Origin of the sequence: Planktotalea arctica (assembly GCF_002105285.1) — a bacterium.
Classification (GTDB): domain Bacteria; phylum Pseudomonadota; class Alphaproteobacteria; order Rhodobacterales; family Rhodobacteraceae; genus Planktotalea; species Planktotalea arctica.
The window spans coordinates 96,277-116,779 of record NZ_MUHR01000005.1 but is presented as its reverse complement, the minus strand read 5'-3'; the positions used below and the strand labels follow the sequence as shown (position 1 = coordinate 116,779).

22 protein-coding genes are annotated in these 20,503 nt (G+C 56.1%); 16 read left to right on the top strand and 6 right to left on the bottom strand.

Annotation, left to right across the window (positions count from 1 at the left end):
• Nucleotides 1-18 precede the first annotated feature (18 nt).
• From B9P63_RS05275 to idi, 8 genes are all read left to right on the top strand, one after another.
• Complete coding sequence (locus B9P63_RS05275; RefSeq protein ID WP_085307519.1) at nucleotides 19-630, top strand: ribonuclease D; 612 nt, start codon at nucleotides 19-21, stop codon at nucleotides 628-630.
• The gene (locus tag B9P63_RS05270; RefSeq protein WP_085307518.1) at nucleotides 630-1,592 is read left to right on the top strand and encodes a KpsF/GutQ family sugar-phosphate isomerase; all 963 of its coding nucleotides are present in this window, start codon (nucleotides 630-632) and stop codon (nucleotides 1,590-1,592) included. Before B9P63_RS05275 ends, B9P63_RS05270 begins: the two co-directional genes overlap by 1 nt.
• Before the next feature lie 3 nt (nucleotides 1,593-1,595).
• Nucleotides 1,596-2,207: an LPS export ABC transporter periplasmic protein LptC gene (lptC, locus tag B9P63_RS05265; RefSeq protein WP_085307517.1), complete on the top strand. Its 612-nt coding sequence runs from the start codon at nucleotides 1,596-1,598 to the stop codon at nucleotides 2,205-2,207.
• 9 nt (nucleotides 2,208-2,216) lie between these two features.
• Nucleotides 2,217-2,759 (top strand): LptA/OstA family protein, encoded by a 543-nt coding sequence (locus tag B9P63_RS05260; protein WP_245830557.1) that lies wholly within the window; start codon nucleotides 2,217-2,219, stop codon nucleotides 2,757-2,759.
• Nucleotides 2,756-3,514 carry an LPS export ABC transporter ATP-binding protein gene (gene lptB, locus B9P63_RS05255; RefSeq protein WP_085307516.1) on the top strand — a complete coding sequence of 253 codons (759 nt, stop codon included), beginning with the start codon at nucleotides 2,756-2,758 and terminating at the stop codon, nucleotides 3,512-3,514. The genes B9P63_RS05260 and lptB overlap by 4 nt, the downstream gene beginning before the upstream one ends.
• A gap of 240 nt (nucleotides 3,515-3,754) precedes the next feature.
• Nucleotides 3,755-4,321, top strand: a complete 567-nt coding sequence (gene hpf / locus B9P63_RS05250; protein ID WP_085307515.1) for a ribosome hibernation-promoting factor, HPF/YfiA family — start codon at nucleotides 3,755-3,757, stop codon at nucleotides 4,319-4,321.
• 42 nt (nucleotides 4,322-4,363) lie between these two features.
• Nucleotides 4,364-4,828, top strand: coding sequence for a PTS sugar transporter subunit IIA (locus B9P63_RS05245; protein ID WP_085307514.1), 465 nt, complete (start codon nucleotides 4,364-4,366; stop codon nucleotides 4,826-4,828).
• A 10-nt stretch (nucleotides 4,829-4,838) separates the two neighbouring features.
• The gene (idi, locus tag B9P63_RS05240) at nucleotides 4,839-5,372 is read left to right on the top strand and encodes an isopentenyl-diphosphate Delta-isomerase (RefSeq protein WP_085307513.1); all 534 of its coding nucleotides are present in this window, start codon (nucleotides 4,839-4,841) and stop codon (nucleotides 5,370-5,372) included.
• A 37-nt stretch (nucleotides 5,373-5,409) separates the two neighbouring features.
• Here idi and B9P63_RS05235 read toward each other — a convergent pair whose 3' ends face one another.
• Entirely contained in the window at nucleotides 5,410-6,243 is an 834-nt protein-coding gene (locus B9P63_RS05235; protein ID WP_085307512.1) for a tryptophan 2,3-dioxygenase, read from the bottom strand.
• Nucleotides 6,244-6,379: 136 nt separating this feature from the next.
• On the opposite strand from B9P63_RS05235, the gene B9P63_RS05230 reads away from it, so the two are divergent.
• The 8 genes from B9P63_RS05230 to B9P63_RS05195 are packed head-to-tail and all read left to right on the top strand — an operon-like array spanning nucleotide 6,380 to nucleotide 14,327.
• Nucleotides 6,380-8,668 carry a bifunctional salicylyl-CoA 5-hydroxylase/oxidoreductase gene (locus B9P63_RS05230; RefSeq protein WP_085307511.1) on the top strand — a complete coding sequence of 763 codons (2,289 nt, stop codon included), beginning with the start codon at nucleotides 6,380-6,382 and terminating at the stop codon, nucleotides 8,666-8,668.
• The gene (locus B9P63_RS05225; protein ID WP_085307510.1) at nucleotides 8,665-9,420 is read left to right on the top strand and encodes an SDR family NAD(P)-dependent oxidoreductase; all 756 of its coding nucleotides are present in this window, start codon (nucleotides 8,665-8,667) and stop codon (nucleotides 9,418-9,420) included. Before B9P63_RS05230 ends, B9P63_RS05225 begins: the two co-directional genes overlap by 4 nt.
• Complete coding sequence (locus tag B9P63_RS05220) at nucleotides 9,417-9,893, top strand: MarR family winged helix-turn-helix transcriptional regulator (protein WP_085307509.1); 477 nt, start codon at nucleotides 9,417-9,419, stop codon at nucleotides 9,891-9,893. The genes B9P63_RS05225 and B9P63_RS05220 overlap by 4 nt, the downstream gene beginning before the upstream one ends.
• Nucleotides 9,883-10,683 carry an enoyl-CoA hydratase family protein gene (locus tag B9P63_RS05215; protein ID WP_085307508.1) on the top strand — a complete coding sequence of 267 codons (801 nt, stop codon included), beginning with the start codon at nucleotides 9,883-9,885 and terminating at the stop codon, nucleotides 10,681-10,683. Before B9P63_RS05220 ends, B9P63_RS05215 begins: the two co-directional genes overlap by 11 nt.
• 54 nt (nucleotides 10,684-10,737) lie before the next feature.
• Nucleotides 10,738-11,895, top strand: coding sequence for an acyl-CoA dehydrogenase family protein (locus B9P63_RS05210; protein ID WP_085307507.1), 1,158 nt, complete (start codon nucleotides 10,738-10,740; stop codon nucleotides 11,893-11,895).
• 3 nt (nucleotides 11,896-11,898) lie between these two features.
• Nucleotides 11,899-13,515, top strand: a complete 1,617-nt coding sequence (locus tag B9P63_RS05205; RefSeq protein WP_085307506.1) for an AMP-binding protein — start codon at nucleotides 11,899-11,901, stop codon at nucleotides 13,513-13,515.
• A 12-nt stretch (nucleotides 13,516-13,527) separates the two neighbouring features.
• The gene (locus B9P63_RS05200; RefSeq protein WP_095532997.1) at nucleotides 13,528-13,932 is read left to right on the top strand and encodes an acyl-CoA thioesterase; all 405 of its coding nucleotides are present in this window, start codon (nucleotides 13,528-13,530) and stop codon (nucleotides 13,930-13,932) included.
• A complete protein-coding gene (locus B9P63_RS05195) occupies nucleotides 13,929-14,327 on the top strand; it encodes a RidA family protein (protein ID WP_085307505.1) in 399 nt (132 codons plus the stop codon). Before B9P63_RS05200 ends, B9P63_RS05195 begins: the two co-directional genes overlap by 4 nt.
• On the opposite strand, the gene B9P63_RS05190 is transcribed toward B9P63_RS05195, so the two are convergent.
• The 5 genes from B9P63_RS05190 to B9P63_RS05170 all read right to left on the bottom strand — a co-directional run bounded on the left by B9P63_RS05190 (nucleotide 14,314) and on the right by B9P63_RS05170 (nucleotide 20,503).
• On the bottom strand, nucleotides 14,314-15,237 hold the full coding sequence (locus tag B9P63_RS05190) for an aminotransferase class IV (protein ID WP_085307504.1): 924 nt from the start codon (nucleotides 15,235-15,237) through the stop codon (nucleotides 14,314-14,316). The two genes, B9P63_RS05195 and B9P63_RS05190, sit on opposite strands and share 14 nt — an antisense overlap.
• A gap of 89 nt (nucleotides 15,238-15,326) precedes the next feature.
• The gene (locus B9P63_RS05185; RefSeq protein ID WP_085307503.1) at nucleotides 15,327-16,292 is read right to left on the bottom strand and encodes a cupin domain-containing protein; all 966 of its coding nucleotides are present in this window, start codon (nucleotides 16,290-16,292) and stop codon (nucleotides 15,327-15,329) included.
• Nucleotides 16,293-16,364: 72 nt separating this feature from the next.
• On the bottom strand, nucleotides 16,365-17,795 hold the full coding sequence (locus B9P63_RS05180) for a sulfotransferase family 2 domain-containing protein (protein ID WP_085307502.1): 1,431 nt from the start codon (nucleotides 17,793-17,795) through the stop codon (nucleotides 16,365-16,367).
• Between the two features lie 3 nt (nucleotides 17,796-17,798).
• On the bottom strand, nucleotides 17,799-19,496 hold the full coding sequence (locus B9P63_RS05175) for a DUF5927 domain-containing protein (RefSeq protein WP_085307501.1): 1,698 nt from the start codon (nucleotides 19,494-19,496) through the stop codon (nucleotides 17,799-17,801).
• Nucleotides 19,493-20,503 carry a glycosyltransferase family 2 protein gene (locus B9P63_RS05170; RefSeq protein WP_085307500.1) on the bottom strand — a complete coding sequence of 337 codons (1,011 nt, stop codon included), beginning with the start codon at nucleotides 20,501-20,503 and terminating at the stop codon, nucleotides 19,493-19,495. The genes B9P63_RS05175 and B9P63_RS05170 overlap by 4 nt, the downstream gene beginning before the upstream one ends.

The window sequence follows — 20,503 nt, the reverse complement described above, 5'->3', positions numbered from 1 at the left end:
ACCTAAATCGGATCACGCATGACCAACACACTCTATCAACACGATCTTCCCGATGGACTGGACCTTGGTCCTGTTGTTGCGATTGATTGCGAAACGATGGGGCTGCATCCGCACCGCGACCGCTTGTGCGTCATCCAGATGTCGGGCGGCGATGGCAATGCGCATTTGGTGCAATTGACCAAAGGACAGACCGAGGCTCCCAATCTTTGCAGAATGCTCGGCGATCCCAATGTGCTCAAACTGTTCCATTACGGGCGCTTCGATATCGCAGCACTGCAAAATACCTTCGGCATCGTCACCGCGCCAGTCTATTGCACCAAGATCGCCAGCAAGCTGATCCGGACCTACACGGATCGTCACGGCCTCAAGAACCTGCTGCAAGAATTGCTGAACGTGGATATCTCCAAGCAACAACAATCAAGCGATTGGGGCGCTGCAAGGCTAAGCAAAGCGCAGATCGAATATGCGGCTAGCGATGTTCTTTATCTTCACCGTTTGCGCACTGAATTGAACAAACGCCTCATCCGCGAGGATCGCATGGTGATGGCACAGGCTTGCTTCGACTTTCTGCCGATGCGCGCCAGCCTCGATCTTGCGGGCTGGCCTGAACAGGACATCTTTTCACACTGATGGCTGATACATCCAAATTTCTCGAAACCGCGCGCCGTGTGATCCGTATTGAAGCCGATGCGCTTGACCTTCTGGCCGATGGCATCGGTGATCCGTTCGCCGCCGCCGTTCAATTGATCCTCGATGCACCAGGGCGCATTATCATTTGCGGCATGGGTAAATCGGGCCATGTGGCTCGCAAAATTGCCGCGACTTTCGCCAGCACCGGCACGCCCGCGCATTTCGTGCATCCTGCCGAAGCCAGCCACGGCGATCTTGGGATGATGGCAAAAGGCGATGTGGCACTGGTGCTGTCCAACTCGGGCGAAACACCCGAACTCGCCGATGTGATCGCGCACACACGGCGCTTTAACATTCCAATGATCGGCGTGGCAAGCAATGCCGCGTCCACCCTACTCACCCAATCCGATGTCGCCATCGTTCTGCCTGCCGCGCCGGAAGCCTGCGGCACAGGCGTTGTGCCCACAACTTCTACCACGATGACCCTAGCGCTGGGCGATGCGATGGCCGTCGCGCTGATGGAGCACCGCGCATTTACCCCCGCCAATTTCCGCGACTTCCACCCGGGCGGAAAACTGGGCGCGCGTCTGTCCTTGGTGGGCAATCTGATGCACGCTGGAGATGCGATGCCTCTGGTGACACCACAAACGGGCATGGGTGATGCGCTTCTGGAAATCTCGCAAAAGGGCTTTGGCGTCGTCGGCGTCGCCTGCACAGATGGAACGCTTGAGGGGATCATCACCGACGGCGATTTGCGCCGCCATATGGACGGGCTTCTTGATCTGCGCGCATCGGACGTGCAAACCAAAGCGCCGACCACAGTGCGCGCCGGCGCGCTTGCCGAAGAGGCGCTGGGCATCATGAACGCGCGCAAGATCACCTGCCTTTTCGTCACCGACGAGCGCGGCAAGGTTGAAGGCCTGCTGCATATCCACGACTGCCTGCGCGCAGGCCTTGGTTGACATATGGCCTTTGGGGATCACGTATACACACGCATCATAAGGGGCCTCAAAGTCACGCTGCCGCTACTCGCACTGATGCTTTTGTCGATGATGTTCATGCTATCGCGCAAAGTAGACCCGACCGCCGCCATCGCCCTCTCCGATCAAGCCTTTCGCGACAGGATCGATCGCTCGCAACTGAGCGAGCCACAGTATGACGGCAATACAACCAGTGGCAAAAGCCTGTCCGTCACGGCCCGCTCCGCGCGTCCCGATCCGTTAATCGACGGCAAGACCTACGGACAGATGGTCAACGCATTCATCAACCTCGACAACGGTGAGGTTATGAACATCATCGCCGACACAGGAATCGTCGATGAGAACCAGGATCTCGCAGTTTTGAGCGGAAATGTGCACATTCTTACCACAGACGGCTATGATATCCGCACCAGCCAATTGTCGTCCCTATTGTCCAAAATAGAAGGGGAATCAGCTGGTGCAATTACTGGCTATGGTCCCCCCGGCACGCTGAACGCGGGTAAAATGTTGGTGCGCACTGACGATGAAACCGGCCGCATCCTTTTACTTTTTACCCAAGGTGTGCATTTGGTGTATGAGAATAAAAAAGATGAATAGGCGAACCGCGTGCAGTTGATCACAAGAACCTCCCTTATCCTTTTCGTGCTGTCCTTGGCGCTGCCTCTTACTTTTGCCGTACCACTTCACGCGCAAGAGGCCACAGGCGGCACGTCCATCGCCTTTGGCGATCGCCAGCAAGACACGGACGCTCCGATCGACGTCACCTCGGCGCAGCTTGCCATTGACGAGGATGCGAATACCGCGCTGTTCACCGGCGACGTCGTCGTCGTGCAGGACACGATGACAATGTATGCGCCTTGGGTGAAGGTGTTCTACCTCGAGGATCAAAGCGGCATTTCGCATATGCAGGCGCGTGACGGTGTCACGCTTATTCAAGGCGATGAAGCCGCCGAGGGCGCTGAGGCGGATTATGATCTCGCCGGGGACACCATCGTTATGCGCGGCAATGTTCTTGTCACCCAACGCTTGAGTGCGATTGCCGCCGACAAAATGACCATCGACCTTGAAGACGGCACGGCGCTGATGACCGGGCGCGTAAAATCACTGTTGCGGACCAACTCCAACCCACAAACCGGCGACAACGAATGAGCCCTCCGGATCTACGTCTCACCGAAGGCGGCTCTGGCCTGCGCATCGACAACCTGCGCAAGAGCTACAAGAAGAAAGTGGTCATTCGCGACGTTTCCATGAAGCTGGAACGCGGCGAAGTGGTCGCACTGCTTGGGCCTAACGGCTCTGGCAAGACCACGAGCTTTTACGCAATCGCGGGCCTCGTCTATCCTGAAGGCGGCACCGTTTCTATCGACGGGCGCGATGTGACGAACCTTCCGATGTACCGCCGCGCCAAGCTCGGCATCGGCTATCTGCCACAGGAAATGTCAATCTTTCGCGGCATGAGCGTCGAGGACAACATTGCCTCGATCCTCGATATTTCTCTGAAGGATCGCCAAAAACGACGCGAGCGGCTAGAAGAGCTGCTATCAGAATTTTCCATCGAACATCTGCGCAGCGCGCCTGCACTGGCGCTTTCGGGCGGTGAACGCCGCCGCGTCGAAATTGCCCGTTGTTTGGCGGCTGATCCCAAATACCTGCTGCTTGACGAACCTTTTGCTGGTGTTGATCCAATTTCAGTTGGCGACATTCGCCATCTTGTTGCAGACCTCAAAAAGCGCGGCATCGGCGTGTTGATCACCGATCACAACGTGCGCGAAACGCTCGAAATCGTAGATCGTGCCTATATTTTGCATGACGGGCAGGTTCTCATGTCAGGCACACCCGAAGATGTGGTTGAAAATGAAAACGTGCGCCGCGTCTATCTTGGCGACAACTTTAAAATTTCGTAAAAAGTCTCATCACTTTATTGTCGCTATCCTTCGGATTTCATTGACAGCCAGCCCCGGATTGTCGTCAACTGACGGTATGATGTTTTGCAGGATTTCGTATCTTTGGCCGCTTCATGTCTCACCAGGGACCGGCGGTCTGCAATCTGCAAATACGTCATTCTCTGTCCACCAAACCTGACATCAGGACCGCACGCTCCCTTCGGATGCCGTGCGTTGGTACCAAAATATGAAGGAGACAGGATGCGTTACCAAATCAGTGGCAAACAGATCGACATCGGCGAAGCGCTACAAATCCACGTGAAAACCGAGCTTGGCGAAATTCTGGAAAAATACGGACGTCGCCCAACGGGTGCAAATGTCATCTTTTCCAAGGATGCACATGAATACGTCTGCGAATCGACTGTGCACCTTTCCTCGGGCCTGAACGCCTCCGCAAAGGGCCATGCTACTGAAATATATGCCGCTTTCGATGCGTGCTGCTCGAAAATCGAAACCCAGATCAGGCGATACAAACGTCGCCTCAAGGACCATCACAAAGACCACATCGATCCGGTTGAACTCATCGGCGCTTCCTCATATATCCTCGCGAGCGAACAAGAAGAGGTGGAATCAGAGCCAGAGACATTGCAGCCTGTTATCGTCGCGGAGATGGAAACCAAGATTCCTTCTCTTTCGGTCGGCGAAGCGGTCATGCACATGGAGCTGGCAGGTGCCCCAGTTCTCGTTTTTAAAAACGAGGGCAGTCAGGGTGTGAACGTGGTATACCGTCGTGACGACGGGAATATCGGATGGATTGATCCCAAATAGATAACGCACTGCCGTCTGGCAGGTGCAGCAAGGTACAGGCACATGGATATTGGCGCTCTTTTGAAGCCGGAGGCGGTCAAACTCGTCTCGACGGTCTCGAGCAAAAAGATGCTTTTGCATTCTATCGCCGACCTTGCTGCGCAAGCGCACGGGCTGGACGCGGAAGACACACTGCGCGCGTTGCAAGATCGCGAAGCACTTGGGCCTACGGGTGTCGGGCACGGCGTCGCGCTTCCACATGCGCGCATTGCGGGCCTCGATGCTGTGAAGGCGGTTTTCATGCGTCTTGAAAAACCGATCGATTTCAGCGCCGTCGATCGCCAGCCTGTCGATCTGTTTTTTGGTCTGTTAGCCCCAGAAGATGCAGGCGTGGAGCACCTCAAAGCGCTCGCACTGATTTCGCGGACCATGCGCGACGCCAGCATTTGTGCAAAGCTGCGTGCAAACGATGAAGCAAGCACGTTGCACACGATCCTGACGGAATTTAATCGCCTTCAAGCAGCCTAGGCCACACGTCATGACGATCATGATTCCTGCATGGGTAGAGGGCGTCCTGTCACCTGTGGAAAAACTGGACGCACACTTGCGTGGCCTGCGCCACAAGGCTATTTCAGTTTTTCTAATTTGCAACGGCAAAATTCTGATCCAACGTCGTGCGCTGGGCAAATATCACACTCCAGGCCTTTGGGCGAACACCTGTTGCACACACCCAAACTGGGACGAACCCTCACAAACCTGCGCCGCGCGCCGCTTGCACGAAGAGCTTGGCCTTCGCGACATATCAACGGAATTTCGCGGCCAGGTCGAATATCGTGCAGATGTCGGCGCGGGAATGACAGAGCATGAAGTCGTCGACATTTTCGTTGCGCACACCAAAGCCCAACCCGTGATCAAACCCCACCCCGAAGAGGTCATGGACTTTGATTGGGTCGGGTTTGAAGATTTGGCTAGACTGGTTGTGGAAACGCCCGCGCAATACACACCCTGGCTCAAGATTTACCTAAGTACCTTCGCGGATACGATCTTCACCGACGCAGAGCGCTTGACGTAAGCTTGATACTGGACACGGCAGCACGCAAACCCAGAGCCTAGAGCGCGCCGCGCATGTGCCATAGCTCTGGAAACAATTCGACCTCCAGCATACGGCGCAGGTACTTTACGCCGCTGGTCCCGCCCGTGCCGCGCTTGAACCCGATCACCCGCTCGACTGTGGTGACATGGTTGAAACGCCAGCGGCGAAAGTAGTCCTCAAGGTCCACCAGCTTTTCCGCCATCTCGTAAAGCGTCCAGTGCTTTTGCGGATCGCGGTACACTTTCAGCCACGCCTCAATCACCGCATCGCTGGATTGATGGGGCGTATCCATGCGATACACATCGCTGTCGAAACGTACGTCCAACCCCTGTTCAAGCGCGCGCAACGCCACATGATAGAGCGAGGGCTGCGCCAGTTCGCCCTCAAGCATTTGATGTTGGTCCACACGGTGTTCATGCACTTTCATCATCTCACGATTGCGGTTGCCCAGCATAAATTCAATCAAGCGATACTGATGCGATTGAAAGCCAGACGACGCGCCAAGCGCCTCACGAAACGTGGTGTAATCGCTTGGCGTCATCGTGCGCAAAACGTCCCACGCATTGTTGAGTTGCTCAAATATCCGCGCCACGCGCGCAAGCATCTTGAACACCTGATCCGCTTGCCCCGCCAGCATCAAGGCCCGCGCCGCACGCATTTCATGCAGGATAAGCCGCATCCACAATTCAGAGGTCTGGTGCTGGATGATGAACAACATCTCGTCGTGCGCATCCGACAAGGGCTGCGAAGCTCCAAGGATCGCGTCCATGCCCAGATAATCACCGTAACTCATGTCTTGTGCGAAGGACATTTTCGCGCCCTCGCGCGATGGATCATACGGATCGCTCATTGCGCGTCCTCCCTTTGGATTTGCATCGACGCTATCCAGAGCAGTTATTTATTTCAAGCCTAAACATTTATACTTGAAGTGAATCGCACTGCACCCTACCCTTTCTTTAGCACGAACTTAAATTGGGAGATTACAGATGCGCGTTGCTTGTTTGGGTGGTGGTCCCGCTGGGCTGTATTTCGCGATCTCGCTCAAGCTGCGCCAGCCCGACGCGGATGTGACAGTGTTCGAGCGCAACAAACCTGATGATACATTTGGCTGGGGCGTGGTTCTGTCCGATGAAACCCTCGACAATCTGGTCGCGAACGATCCTGTGTCCGCGGAATCCATACGCAAGCATTTCGCCTATTGGGACGATATCGCTGTGCACTATCGCGGCACCCGCCAGCTTTCCACAGGCCATGGGTTTTGCGGTATCGGGCGCAAGCAACTGCTGCTCCTTTTGCAGGCGCGCGCACGCGAATTGGGCGTCACGCTGGAGTTCGAGCACAACGTACAAAGCGTCAAGGATTTCGCCAAGGATTACGATCTTGTCGTCGCCTCGGACGGTCTCAACTCCGCCACGCGCGCCGAGTTCGCCGACACGTTCAAACCCGATATCGACATGCGCGCGTGCAAATTTGTCTGGCTTGGCACCCATCAGAAATTCGACGATGCCTTCACCTTTATCTTCGAGCAAACCGACAAGGGTTGGCTTTGGGCGCATGCCTATCAATTCGACGATGACACCGCGACGTTCATCGTGGAAACCGATGAGGCCACGTGGAACGCGCATGGCTTTGGCGAGATGGATCAACATCAAAGCATCGCGCTGTGCGAAGAGATTTTCAAAGACCACCTTGGCGGCCATTCACTGATGACCAACGCCAATCACATTCGCGGTTCCGCCTGGATCAACTTCCCTCGTGTGCTTTGTGAGAAGTGGCATCACGACAATATCGTGCTTATGGGCGATGCCTCTGCCACAGCGCATTTCTCGATTGGCTCGGGCAGTAAACTGGCGCTTGAAAGCGCGATAGCGCTGGCCGATCTGGTCACTGAAGAAGCCACCTTGCCCGAGGCCTTCGAGGTTTATGAGGACGCGCGCCGCATCGAGGTTTTGCGCCTGCAATCCGCTGCGCGCAATTCGCTCGAATGGTTTGAAGAGGTAGATCGCTATCTTGGGCTCGATCCCGTGCAGTTCAATTATTCCCTGATGACCCGCTCCCAGCGGATAAGTCACGAAAACCTGCGCTTGCGCGATCCAAAGTGGATGGAGGGGGCAGAGCAGTGGTTCCAAATGCGCGCGGGCGGCCCCGAAAGCCCCGTGCGCGCGCCAATGTTTGCACCTTATCAGTTGCGCGATATGAGCCTTGAAAACCGCATCGTCGTCTCGCCTATGGCGCAATACAAGGCGGTTGAGGGCTGCCCGACAGATTGGCATTTCATCCACTACGCAGAGCGCGCCAAGGGCGGCGCAGGGCTGGTTTATACCGAAATGACCTGCACCTCTGCGGATGGGCGCATCACCCCCGGTTGCCCCGGCTTATATGCGCCAGAGCACGAGGCCGCATGGAAGCACCTGGCAGACTTTGTGCATACTGAGACCAACGCAAAGCTATGCTGCCAGATCGGCCATGCAGGGCGAAAAGGCTCGACCAACCTCGGATGGGAGGGCATGGATAGCCCCCTCGCCGCTGACAACTGGGACTTGTTATCTGCCTCAGCAATCGCTTGGTCGAGCAACAATGCGACCCCACGCGCGATAAACCGCGATGATATGGACCGCATCAAAGCCGAATTCGTCAGCGCTGCTGAAATGGCCGAGCGCGCAGGCTTTGATATGATCGAGCTGCACGCAGCCCACGGCTATCTGATCTCAAGCTTCATCTCCCCTCTCTCCAACATCCGGAGCGATGAATACGGCGGCACGCTGGAAAATCGACTGCGCTATCCTTTGGAGGTCTTCAACGCAATGCGCGCAGTCTGGCCTGCGCACAAACCCATGTCGGTACGCATTTCCGCGAACGATTGGGCAGGCGATGAGGGCATCACACCAGAAGACGCTGTCCTGATCGCAACGGCCTTTTCTGATGCAGGCGCGGACATTATCGACGTCTCAGCAGGCCAAACCTCGACGCAGGGCAAGCCCGTTTATGGCCGCATGTTCCAGACACCGTTTTCAGACCGCATCCGCAACGAGGCTGGTATCGCGACCATGGCCGTTGGTAATATTTATGAACCTGATCACGTCAATTCAATCCTTATGGCCGGGCGTGCCGATCTGGTTTGCCTTGCCCGTCCGCACCTTGCCGACCCATATTGGACACTGCACGCCGCCGCACAAATCGGGGATCGTGCGATGAATTGGCCGCTGCCTTATGATGCAGGCCGCGATCAGCTTTGGCGTTTGGCGGACAAAGAAGCAGAGGTCGCAAAAGTATGAGCGCCGAGGGCAAACATGTTGTCATCACAGGCGGCGGCAGCGGCGTTGGCGCTGAACTTGCTGCGCAATTCGCAAACGCTGGCGCAGACGTCACGATCCTTGGGCGGCGCATCGAACCGCTGAACGAAGTCGCTGCGCAAATCGGCGCATTGGCATTGGCAGCCGATGTAACAAAGCGTGCGTCGCTCGACGAAGCCCTCGACAAAGCACGTGCGCAAAACGGCCCTATCGCTATTGCAATCGCCAACGCAGGCGCAGCGCCCAGCGCGCCGTTCAGCGCAGTCACGCCAGACGCCTTTAGCGCATCGCTCTCTGTCAACCTAGAAGGGGTTTTCCATCTATGGCAGGCCTGCGTCGAGGATATGAACACACTGGGTTGGGGTCGCATGATCGCCGTCGCCTCGACCGCGGGCCTCAAGGGCTATCCCTATGTTGCGCCCTATTGTGCCGCTAAACATGGCGTTATCGGCCTCACACGTGCGCTTGCGCAAGAGTTGGGGCGCACAGGGATCACGGTAAACGCGATCTGTCCGGGCTTCATCGAAACACCGCTTCTGGAACGCTCCATTGATGAAATCATGCAGAAAACCGGCCTGAGCGATGCGGACGCGCGCAAAAGCCTGATCCGCGCCAACCCGCAAAAGCGCTTCATCCAGACCAACGAAGTTGCGGGCAGTGCGCTATGGCTTTGCTCTGATAGCGCGGCGTCTGTCAGCGGTCATGCGCTATCACTCTCGGGAGGTGAAATATGAAACCACAAAGCACGCCCGCCCAAGACCCCGCGTCCAAAGAACGCCTGCGCCTGTGGCTGCGCGTGCTGAAAACCAATCGCTTGATCGAAGCAGAACTGCGTGAGCGTCTGCGCCTCGAATTCGGCACGACGCTGCCTCGTTTCGACGTAATGAGCGCGCTTTATCGCAACCCCAAAGGCATGAAGATGAGCGAGCTGTCTCGCATGCTGATGGTATCCAACGGCAACGTTACGGGCATCGTGGATCGTTTGCGCGAGGATAGTCATCTGCTGCGCGAAGCCGTTCCCGGAGATCGGCGTGCCGTACGTGTGCGCCTGACCGCCAAGGGCATCATCGAGTTTGAGAAGCAAGCCAGCGCGCATGAGGGCTGGGTGAGCGAGTTGCTCAGCGGTCTAGACGCAGAAACCTGCCATATGACCACAGAACTTTTGGCCCAAGTCCTAACGCTGAAGGAACCTTACAATGAAAACTGAGCCGAAGCACTTCCTTTTGAGCATTGAGGATCGCATCGCGACAGTCGCGCTGGACCGGCCTGAGCGCAAGAACCCCCTGACGTTTGAAAGCTATGCAGAGCTGCGCGATTGGTTTCGCGATCTGCATTACTCCGACGATGTGGATACGGTGGTTTTCGCTTCAAACGGCGGTAACTTCAGCTCTGGCGGCGATGTGCATGACATCATCGGCCCGCTCACAAAGATGAGCATGAAAGAACTGCTCGCTTTTACGCGTATGACAGGCGATCTGGTCAAGGCAATCGTGAACTGTGGCAAGCCTGTGATTGCGGCGATTGACGGGGTCTGTGTTGGCGCTGGCGCGATCATTGCGATGGCCTCTGATCTGCGCATCGCCACGCCCGAGGCGAAGGTTGCGTTCCTGTTCACTCGCGTCGGCCTTGCCGGCTGCGACATGGGCGCTTGCGCGATTCTGCCACGGATCATCGGCCAAGGACGTGCGGCGGAACTGCTGTATACTGGCCGCTCGATGAGCGCGGACGAGGGACACGCGTGGGGCTTTCACAACAAGGTTGTCGAGGCTGCTGATTTGACGTCTGCCGTGCGCAATATGGCATCGCGCATCGCAGCAGGGCCCAATTTCGGGAATATGATGACAAAAACCATGCTCGCTCAGGAGTGGTCGATGTCGATCGAACAAGCGATCGAGGCCGAAGCGCAAGCGCAAGCGATTTGCATGAAAACCGCAGATTTCGAGCGTGCATATAACGCGTTCGTTGCCAAAGAACGGCCCGTTTTCAAGGGAAATTGAGTGCTGGACGCTCCGCGGGAAGTTTATTTAGGAAGATGAAGATGGGACGTGCACATGGCAGATAAGACATTTCTGAATTGGCCCTTCTTCAAGGAGCATCACCGCGCGCATGCCAGTGATTTGAGCGCATGGGCGGGGTCTGCGTTGGTGGCTGTTGATCACACAGACAATGATCAGGCTTGCCGCGATCTGGTGAGGGCGATGGGCGATGCTGGCTGGCTCATGCCGAGCGCCGCGCCGGATGGAGCGCCCCTGGATGTACGCACGCTATGCCTGACCCGCGAAACGCTGGCATATCACGATGGCTTGGCCGATTTCGCCTTTGCCATGCAAGGCCTTGGAACCGGTGCGATTTCACTGTTTGGAACCGATGCCCAGCGCGCAGAGTGGCTGCCACTAACCCGCAAGGGTGAGGCGATTTCCGCCTTTGCTTTGACCGAGCCACAGTCTGGATCGGACGTTGCCAATTCAACGCTGACGGCTGCGCGGGATGGCAATGACTACATCCTGAACGGCGAAAAGACGTGGATTTCCAATGGCGGCATCGCCGATGTTTACACGTTGTTTGCACGCACAGGGGATGCGCCGGGCGCACGTGGACTGTCCGCATTTATAGTGTCAGCCGATGTGGCCGGGCTAGAGGTTACAGAGCGCCTTGAAGTGATCGCACCGCATCCTTTGGCAACCCTGCGTTTCACAGATTGCCGCATTCCTGCGAGCGCTATGCTGGGGCAAAGCGGGCAAGGCTTTAAAATTGCCATGTCTGTTCTGGATGTCTTTCGATCCACAGTTGCCGCCGCAGCCCTTGGCTTTGCGCGCCGCGCTTTGGATGAGGCGCTCAGCCGCGTTACCACGCGCCATGTGCAAGGCGCGCCGCTGTTTAATTTGCAGATGGTGCAAGGACATATTGCCGATATGGCGCTGGATGTGGATGCCGCCGCTTTACTGATTTACCGCGCTGCGTGGACAAAGGATTCCGGCGCGCCGCGGATCACGCGCGAGGCAGCGATGGCCAAGCTGTTTTCAACCGATCAAGCGCAACAGGTCATTGATAAGGCCGTACAGCTTCATGGCGGCGATGGCGTCAAAAAGGGAGTTAAGGTTGAGGAATTGTACCGCGATATTCGCGCGCTTCGGATTTACGAGGGCGCATCGGATGTGCAGCGCGTGGTCATCGCGCGGCAAGTTATCGCGGACCATCAAGGGGGTTAGATCATGCTGGGACACACGGGTCACACCGATACATTTACGCGGGATAATCTCCCGCCCGAGGATCAGCTGCCTGACTTTCTGTTGGAGCAGTTTGATTACCCTGACAAGCTGAACGCAGCGGTCGAGTTGACCGACGCAATGGTCGAGCGCGGCTTTGGCGATCACACAGCGCTCATCGGCAATGGGCGTCGCCGCACCTATAAAGAACTGTCCGATTGGACCAACCGCCTTGCGCACGCAATGGTCGAAAACCTTGGCATCAAACCGGGCAATCGCGTGCTGATCCGGTCCGCCAACAACCCGGCGATGGTGGCGTGTTGGCTCGCCGCGACCAAGGCGGGGGCGGTGGTTGTGAACACTATGCCCATGCTGCGCGCGGGCGAGTTAACCGCGACCGTGAACAAGGCACAAATCACCCATGCGCTATGTGATACGCGCCTGATGGAGGAAATGGTCACCTGCGCAAAGACCTCGAAATTCCTGAAATCCGTCGTCGGTTTTGACGGCACCTCCAACCATGATGCAGAGCTTGACCGCCTTGCGCTGGAGAAGCCCGTTCAGTTCAAATCGGTGGATACGGGACGCGATGATGTGGCGCTGCTGGGCTTTACGTCAGGCACGACGGGCGATCCCAAAGCGACGATGCACTTTCACCGCGACCTGCTGATTGTGGCCGATGGGTACGCGCGCGAAGTGCTGGATGTGCAGCCGAGCGATATCTTCATCGGCTCGCCGCCGCTTGCCTTCACCTTTGGCCTTGGAGGCCTTGCGATCTTCCCACTTCGCTTTGGCGCAGCGGCGACACTGCTGGAAACTGCAAGCCCGCCCAACATGATCGAAATCATCGAAAAGTACCGCGCCACAGTCTGCTTTACTGCGCCCACTGCCTACCGCTTTATGTTGCGCGCGATGGAAGAGGGGGCGGACCTGTCGTCACTGCGCGCGGCCGTCTCTGCGGGGGAAACACTGCCCAAGCCTGTTTATGATGAATGGATCGCAAAGACAGGCAAACCCATGCTCGATGGGATCGGCGCGACAGAGATGCTACACATCTTCATCTCCAATCGCTTTAATGACCACAGGCCCGCCTGCACAGGCAAACCGATCAGCGGCTACGAAGCGAAAGTGATCAATGAGAAGGGCGATGAGGTGCCTCGCGGGGAGCCGGGCCGCTTGGCCGTGCGCGGCCCCACGGGCTGCCGGTATCTCGCCGATAATCGGCAGGCAAAATATGTGATCGATGGATGGAATATCACAGGCGACACATTCGTGATGGACACGGACGGCTACCTGCATTTTGCGGCCCGTAACGATGATATGATCGTCTCCTCAGGCTACAATATCGCAGGGCCCGAGGTAGAGGCGGCGCTACTCTCGCACCCCGCCGTCCTTGAATGTGGCGTAATCGCTGCTCCCGATGAAGTGCGCGGCAATATCGTGCAGGCGCATGTTGTGCTGGCCAAGGGCTTCACGCCCGATGACGCCCTTGTCAAAGCGCTGCAAGAGCATGTCAAACAGACCATTGCCCCCTATAAATATCCCCGCTCCGTTAGATTCATCGAGGCCTTGCCAAAAACCCAAACAGGCAAGATACAACGCTTTGTTTTGAAACAAGGCTAAAGGCGCATTTCGATGATCTATGAATTCCCGCAGAAAATTCTGTTCAAGCACTGCGACCCAGCCGGCATCGTGTTCTATCCACGTTATTTCGAGATGCTGAACGACTGCGTTGAGACGTTTTTTGCAGCTATCGGCTTTGCCTTCGAGGACATTCACAAGATCGGCCGTGTGCCAACCGTACAGATCGACGCAACATTTGCCACGCCAAGCCTGCATGGCGATGCCATGGTAATTGATCTAGAATTGACCAAGATCGGGCGCAGCAGCATCGGCCTTGATTTTCATGCACATTGTGATGGTATCACGCGCCTGACAGCCGCTTCGACGCTGGTTTACATCAACCCTGACAACAAGCCCCAAGCGATCCCTGATGAGCTTCGCAATGCGCTGACCCCCTATTTACGGAGGACCACATGAGCCACCAGATCATTCAACCCGAAGGATGGGCACCCGCCAAGGGATATTCTAACGGCACTTTGACAGAAGATGGCACGCTCTATGTCGGTGGGCAAATCGGCTGGAGCGCTGCGCAAGTCTTCGAGAGTCATGATTTCATCGGTCAGATGGAACAGGCCCTGCGCAATATCATGGACGTGGTCACCGCCGCTGGCGGAGAGGCCAGCGATATCACGCGGCTGACATGGTTTGTGATCGACAAAAAGGAATATATGGCCCGCCAACGCGAAGTTGGCGAAACCTATCGAAAAGTGCTTGGGCGCAACTTTCCAGCGATGACTATGGTGATCGTGGCTGGCCTCGTCGAGGATGAGGCGATGCTCGAAATCGAAGCGACCGCCTTTATCCAGCGCTGATGTTCGCACGGATCAAGTGTTTGTATAGCTCCTTGATCCGCGCTGTCACTGGGCGTTCACCAGTGCCGATCGGCTTACCGTCAATCTCTGCCACTGGGGTTTGCGCGCCGAACGTACCGGTCAAAAACGCCTCGTCCGCGCCGTAGGCATCGACCAGCGAATAGTTGCGCTCATGCACCTCGATCCCATTGGCGCGGCACAGATCAATCACCTTCTGGCGCGTCACACCGTTCATGCAATAGTCCCCCGTGGAGGTCCAAACGGCCCCCTTGCGCACGATGAAAAAGTTGCAGGCGTTGGTGGTGTTCACAAAGCCATGCGGATCCAGCATCAGCCCCTCGTCTGCGCCCGCCTGCTCGGCCTGAAGGCAGGCGATCACGCAATTCAGCTTGGAATGGGAGTTGTATTTGGCGTCCTGCGACATAGGCAAACCGCGCACTTGGGGCACAGTAGCAAGGCGGATGCCTTTGGATTGCAGCGCGTCTGCAGGTTTGGAATGTTCCATGATAATGACCAGCGTTGGCCCAGTGCGCGACAGCGAGGGGTGTTGAAACGGCTTCACCTTCACGCCGCGCGTCAACATCAGGCGGCAATGCACATCGTTGGTCATGCCATTGGCCGCTGCGGTCTTGGTCAAAGCCTCCAAGATGCCGGCGCGGTCCATGCCAACGTCGAGTGAGACCGCCTTACAACTCTCAAAAAAACGATCCATATGTTCGTCAAAGAACGCCCAAACCCCGTTATAGAGCCGCATTCCTTCCCACATACCATCGCCCAGCATAAAGCCGCTGTCATAGACCGATACCTTCGCATCGTCGCGGTGAACCAGATCGCCATTCACGTAAATCTTGATATCGCGGTTGCGAATATCGTCTTCGGCGTCGTGCGTGGTGTGGATATCTTTGCTCATCTCGGCATCCTTCTAAGTGCTGCCGATCACCTTAAAACGAAACGCCCGAAAGAAAACAGCGCCCCGATGAAAGAACGCTGTTTTATGTCTTAACCTGCTTTGGTCAAACCTGCGGGATCGTCCGTGTCGCGCACGCGGTACAGGCTCGCTTCACCCGTCATCGAGGGCGCAATGGAATGTGCAATGCTAGGAGGAACGGCGCATGTATCGCCAGGGTTAAGCGACGTCGTGCCGCCATCCCATGTCAGGCGCCAATGGCCGCGCATTGGCATCAGAACCTCGTGGCGATCAACGCTATACATCTCGTCAGAAACAGAATTGCGGCTCAGCAGCTCCACGTCAAAACCGGGGCGATCGCGCAGCATGGCATCCGCGCCAATCACCTTTGCAGGCTGCTTGTCCGACAGCGCCATCATGTCCCAATAGCGCGCCACATAGTGCGGCACGACATCAAGCGTCGTTAGCTCGGGGAAGGCCTTCAATTCCTCTGCGTTCAGAACCGCCATCGGCTTGACGCCATCAGGCAGCGACTGACCTTTTTTAGTATCATAGAGCTTACCCGTTTCGGCCAGAACCAAGCCGTGATCGCGTGCATCCTCGATCACTTGCGGTGCCCAGATCACGCCGCCTCCAGCATCGTCGCCACCAAGGATCGCCATGATCATTCCATAGTCTGTACCGATATTTTCGAATCCACGAAAAATACCGGTCGGGATGTTGATGATATCACCCTCTTCCAGAACCACTTCGCCTGCATCGCCATAACGACCCCAGAAAAAGCGCCATTTACCCTTGAGAACAAAGAACACTTCTGCCGTACGATGCGAGTGAAGCGAGTTGCGGCAACGCGGCGGTTGGCCAGCAGCACCAATGTTGAAACCCGGGGTGTCCTGAATGTGCACATGCTGATCCGCACTTTCGGAAACGCCGCCACCGATGATGGTAAAGTTTTCCTTCTGATCGCTACCGGGCGTATGCGCGTCGATGAACGCGGTTTTACAAGGCTGCAAATCACCGTAACGAACGATGCGCGCTTCCATCTCTTGGGGGGTCATGTGTGTCACTCCTGACGGGCTATGATTGCCCATCAGGTTACATCTTTTGCAAGCGTATGCAAGATGCTGCGATCACGACCAACTGCTAAACCCAAACATCAAATAATCGCGCTGATAAGCCTCTTGCACCGCATTCTCGATGTCCGCGTTGTAGATATCTGCGAGGTCGAAAAACAGCGGCGCACTTGGTGTCAGATCCGGCAATGGAGATGTTTTTACTCCGGCGGAAATCGCGAGGCTCGGCAGCATGTCCTGCATCTGATCTTCGCGCAGAACCATGTCAGGCAGCGCAAATTCACCCATATTAGCAATCGCCTGCGTTTGACTACACCAATGCGCGTCCACGCGGATCGAGGTTTGCCCCGACAGGTTCATTTTCACGAATTGCGCAAAGGCAATAAATGCCTCTTGATGGGCTGATAGGTCCCAGTTGTCGTTGGGCTCCTGCCCTGGAATCGGCAATTTGTGAAACCGGCGTAAGGTGTTGCGAATCTTGGTAAAACTACCCTCGTTTGTGGTCAAAATCTTGCTGCAAAACGCCTCGTGCAAGCGCGCGACGGGGTGACGCAACACGGTAAATGTACGGTGCCCGACATGATCGCGTTTCCATTGGCGTAGGGTTTTTTGGTTGAACCCCGAAAGCAGCGCATCGGGTGCCACACCATCAAGCGCGGCAAGCCAGCCTTGCACTTGCGCTTCCGGCCCCGAGCGGATGGGCATATATAATAGCGGCGAATGCGCAGCGGCAATGTAGCTCGGCACCACAGGGCCACGGCGCGGCTCGAAATTCGGGGTGCGCGCAAGGTTGAAACGATCAAGGCGCGAGAGGCCGCGCTCGAGATCATCCGCATTCGCAACCTTTTCCTCCAAAGCGACGGGATTCTGCGGTTTCAGCGAATCATCAAGACTATCAAGTCGCGCATCCACGCCCAAATAACGCGCAAGACCGTTCATCACTTCGACACTCTGCAAGTCCTCGTAAGCGATATAAAACGCGGTCTGCCCCTCGGCCTGCAAGCGATTAAGAAGCGCCACCTGAAACGCCTGTAACTCCTCCACATGCATTTCGAATTCAGCGGCGTTGAACGTCGCCTTGGCATCGCGGCGCCGCTTGACGTTGGTCAACTTCCACTGCCCGGTTTCCTGCGCAATCTTCCACGACACGTAGCTTTCCAGCGGGTTGCGCGTCAGAATAATCTTGGCACAGCGCAGATCATTCAGTGCGATATCAATCACTCTCGGATCGTGATCATGAAAGTAGCGAAATCCGCCCAGCCCATCCGAGAACTGCTTGATCGTTTCGATCAACTTTTCTGGACTGTCTTCACGCATTTCGCGGGTGATGCCCAGAATTTCGTCCTTGTTCGGAAAGCCGATGAAATGCGGGTTGAACGCCTCGCCGTGACAGGTCACTCCATCGAGCGCATTCAGGTTCGCTTCCAAAAAGTTCGAGCCTGTTCGCATTTCGGCGAACACAATGAAGTAGTCGAAGGCGTCTGTCATAATTTACTTCACCAAATAGGGCTTGCGCTGTTTTTCCACCGGCAAAACCGGACTGTCGTGGATCGGGAAATCGCCCATGAGATGCGGGTGCATGCCCTGGTTTTTAAGGTTTTGAAGAAACTGCCCAAACCCTTGCAAATCTGCCATCTTTGGCGCCTCAGCGAGACGGCGTTGGGGCGCATTTCCGATTTCGTCTATCAAAGTTTGCAACGGCTCCATCGGGCTTTCAATGAATTCAGCCATGCTCCAGATGCGGATGCGCGCCTTTGCATTTGGATTGCGCAATTTATACAGGAACTCGTTCTCGATCTTTTGCAAACGTGCCGCTTCGCGCCGCAAATCGGAAAAATTCTGGTTTGAGCGAAACAAAGGTACGGCCCAAGCACCGCTAATCACCGAAATTTGTGCATTCGGATCATTGCTTATTTTCCAGCAAACATCCTGCGTATCCATTGGTCCGAGTTGAAAGCACTGCCGCTCGCCGCGCGTGTTCCAAATCAAATTCGTCAGGAAGGCCGCGCCATTATAATCGCGCAGTAACGGTTGATCACTCAAACCGCCATTAATCACCTTTTCACCACCGGAAAACTCCGCGCGTTCGGGCGAAAACAGATGTCCGTGCACGCGCGTTCCCGTCGCCCTGGCCAACCAAGGCTCAAAATCCTCGAAAAGCTCGGCAAAGCCCTGAAACACCGAATAGGGCGCGCAGGTCAAACCGTTCTCCCAACCCTCGTTCGGAAACCGCGAGTGCATCACTAGACCAGCGCGACCACGTGTGCGCCGCTCAACAGCTTTGGCAAAAATGCGGTCAATTTTACCCGGATTAGGCTCTGCACGTTTTAGCGCGCCGTCTTCATCGGTTAGAAACGCCTCGTAGATGCGGCTTGCATGGGGCCAGATCTTACGCGCAACAAAGCAATCCGATCGGCGCAAAAGTTGGAGATGGTCGTCATAAAAGATATGCGGCTTACCCTGAAAATCAAACTTGGACAGCGTCAGGGACCGGCTTTCAATGTTCGACGAATACTGGCGCGAAAGCGTTTGGAAATAGCTCTCGTCAGGGATCCAGACCTTACAGAAATAACGATCATAAGTCGGGCGGTCCGGGTCTTCCAGAACCGCCGACAGGGTTTGCCGCGTCAGGCACCACCACTGCGAACCCATGTGCGGCACCAATCCCTTGGGAATACGCCGTTTCAAGCCAAGCGAACGTTGCAAGGCCACGTATTTATCGAACAAGCGCCGCTGGGTCTTCCAAGAAAACGGGAAGCGCAGAGTAAAGCGTTCGATATCAAGGCCGCCGACCGTCCAAGGCACTTCGGACGTCGTCGCAGATTCAATGAAATCAGTCCGCGGGCGCGCATCGAGATATTCGATCAACTCGCCCACGGGGCGCAGCGGCAGGCACGAACCCGACGCAAGAAATACATGCCGCACGTCCGGGAATTGCGCCAGCATCCGCTCCGCTGCGCCCTGCGTGGCGGCGGTGATGCCCCAGCCGCCCCATTCGCAGTAATGCCGCTTGCAAAAGGTGATGTCGCTGACGTCTTTTATAGAGGCCTGAAACCCCTTGTAGGTCTTGCGATCGACCTTTTTATCAACGTGAATGACCACAGGACAGCCCGACGCGGCCCAATGACGCGCAACTTGCTCTGCACGCCCCAGAGCCGTGTGAACCAGCATGAGGATTCCGACACTCATGCCCAATTGCCCTTGGACATCAGGCCCAAAATTTCCAACTGGCGCCAGTTGATGTATTTCTCGCTCCACTTGCACCAAAGGTCGGGATTTTCCGACAAGTGCTCTGCATAGGCTTTATATTCCACACTGGCAGAATAATGCTGCTTGCGCTCAAGCTCTTCTTGAGCCTTTTCGGTGAAGGTATTGAGGAACTTGGTATGCAACAAAACACCCGAGGCTTTCTCCCCGCCCCATTCATCGTAAACAAGGTTCAAACCACGCGGCAGCAAGTTATGCGTTGAGCTGACATAGGTGTAGCGGCGGTCCCATTTCACCAATGGGATCTTGTTGAGCGCAGGCGCTTTTTCCGGTGCGTCGGGGAAAAAGACACGTGCACGCGCGCCGCCTTGAATCCACAGGTTGCCCAGCTTTTTGTTCTTGTTGATCGTGTAATTGCCAGCGTCGAACCAGCAAGCGGTTTCCATGGGGTTTTGCCCCGCCACATAGGGCTCTGCATCAATACGCCCCTTGGGGTACATATCCAAAAGCATGGCGCTAAAAGATTTGATCGACGACGCATCTAGCCAATCCGTCAACGCGCGAATGGGACGGGTATCGCAGAAGGGGAACAAGAAAAATTCATCGGGATCAACTGTCAGGCACCAATGGCCGTGGGCATGGCGCAATTGCAGCCAGTTCAGCCAATCCACGCCGTAGCGCGCCCGCTTGTAGCTGCTTTTCGAATGCCAGACCGAGACGTCGGGCTGCTCTGCCAGATACTCGAGGCCGCCGTCGTTGCTGTCGTTATCCACGATGAAGAAATGGTTCACGCCCATGTCGCGGTAGTATTTAAGAAAATACGGCAGGCGCACATGTTCGTTGCGCATGGTGGAAAACAGGAAGATGTCGCCGGGTCTGATTTGGCTCGTCCGGTTGCGGATAGGCTGCAATTCGCGGCGCTTGCGAAACGCACGAATGCGCCAACGCTTGCGTTGCAGCCGAAGCCGATATGACTTGACGATGCCCAC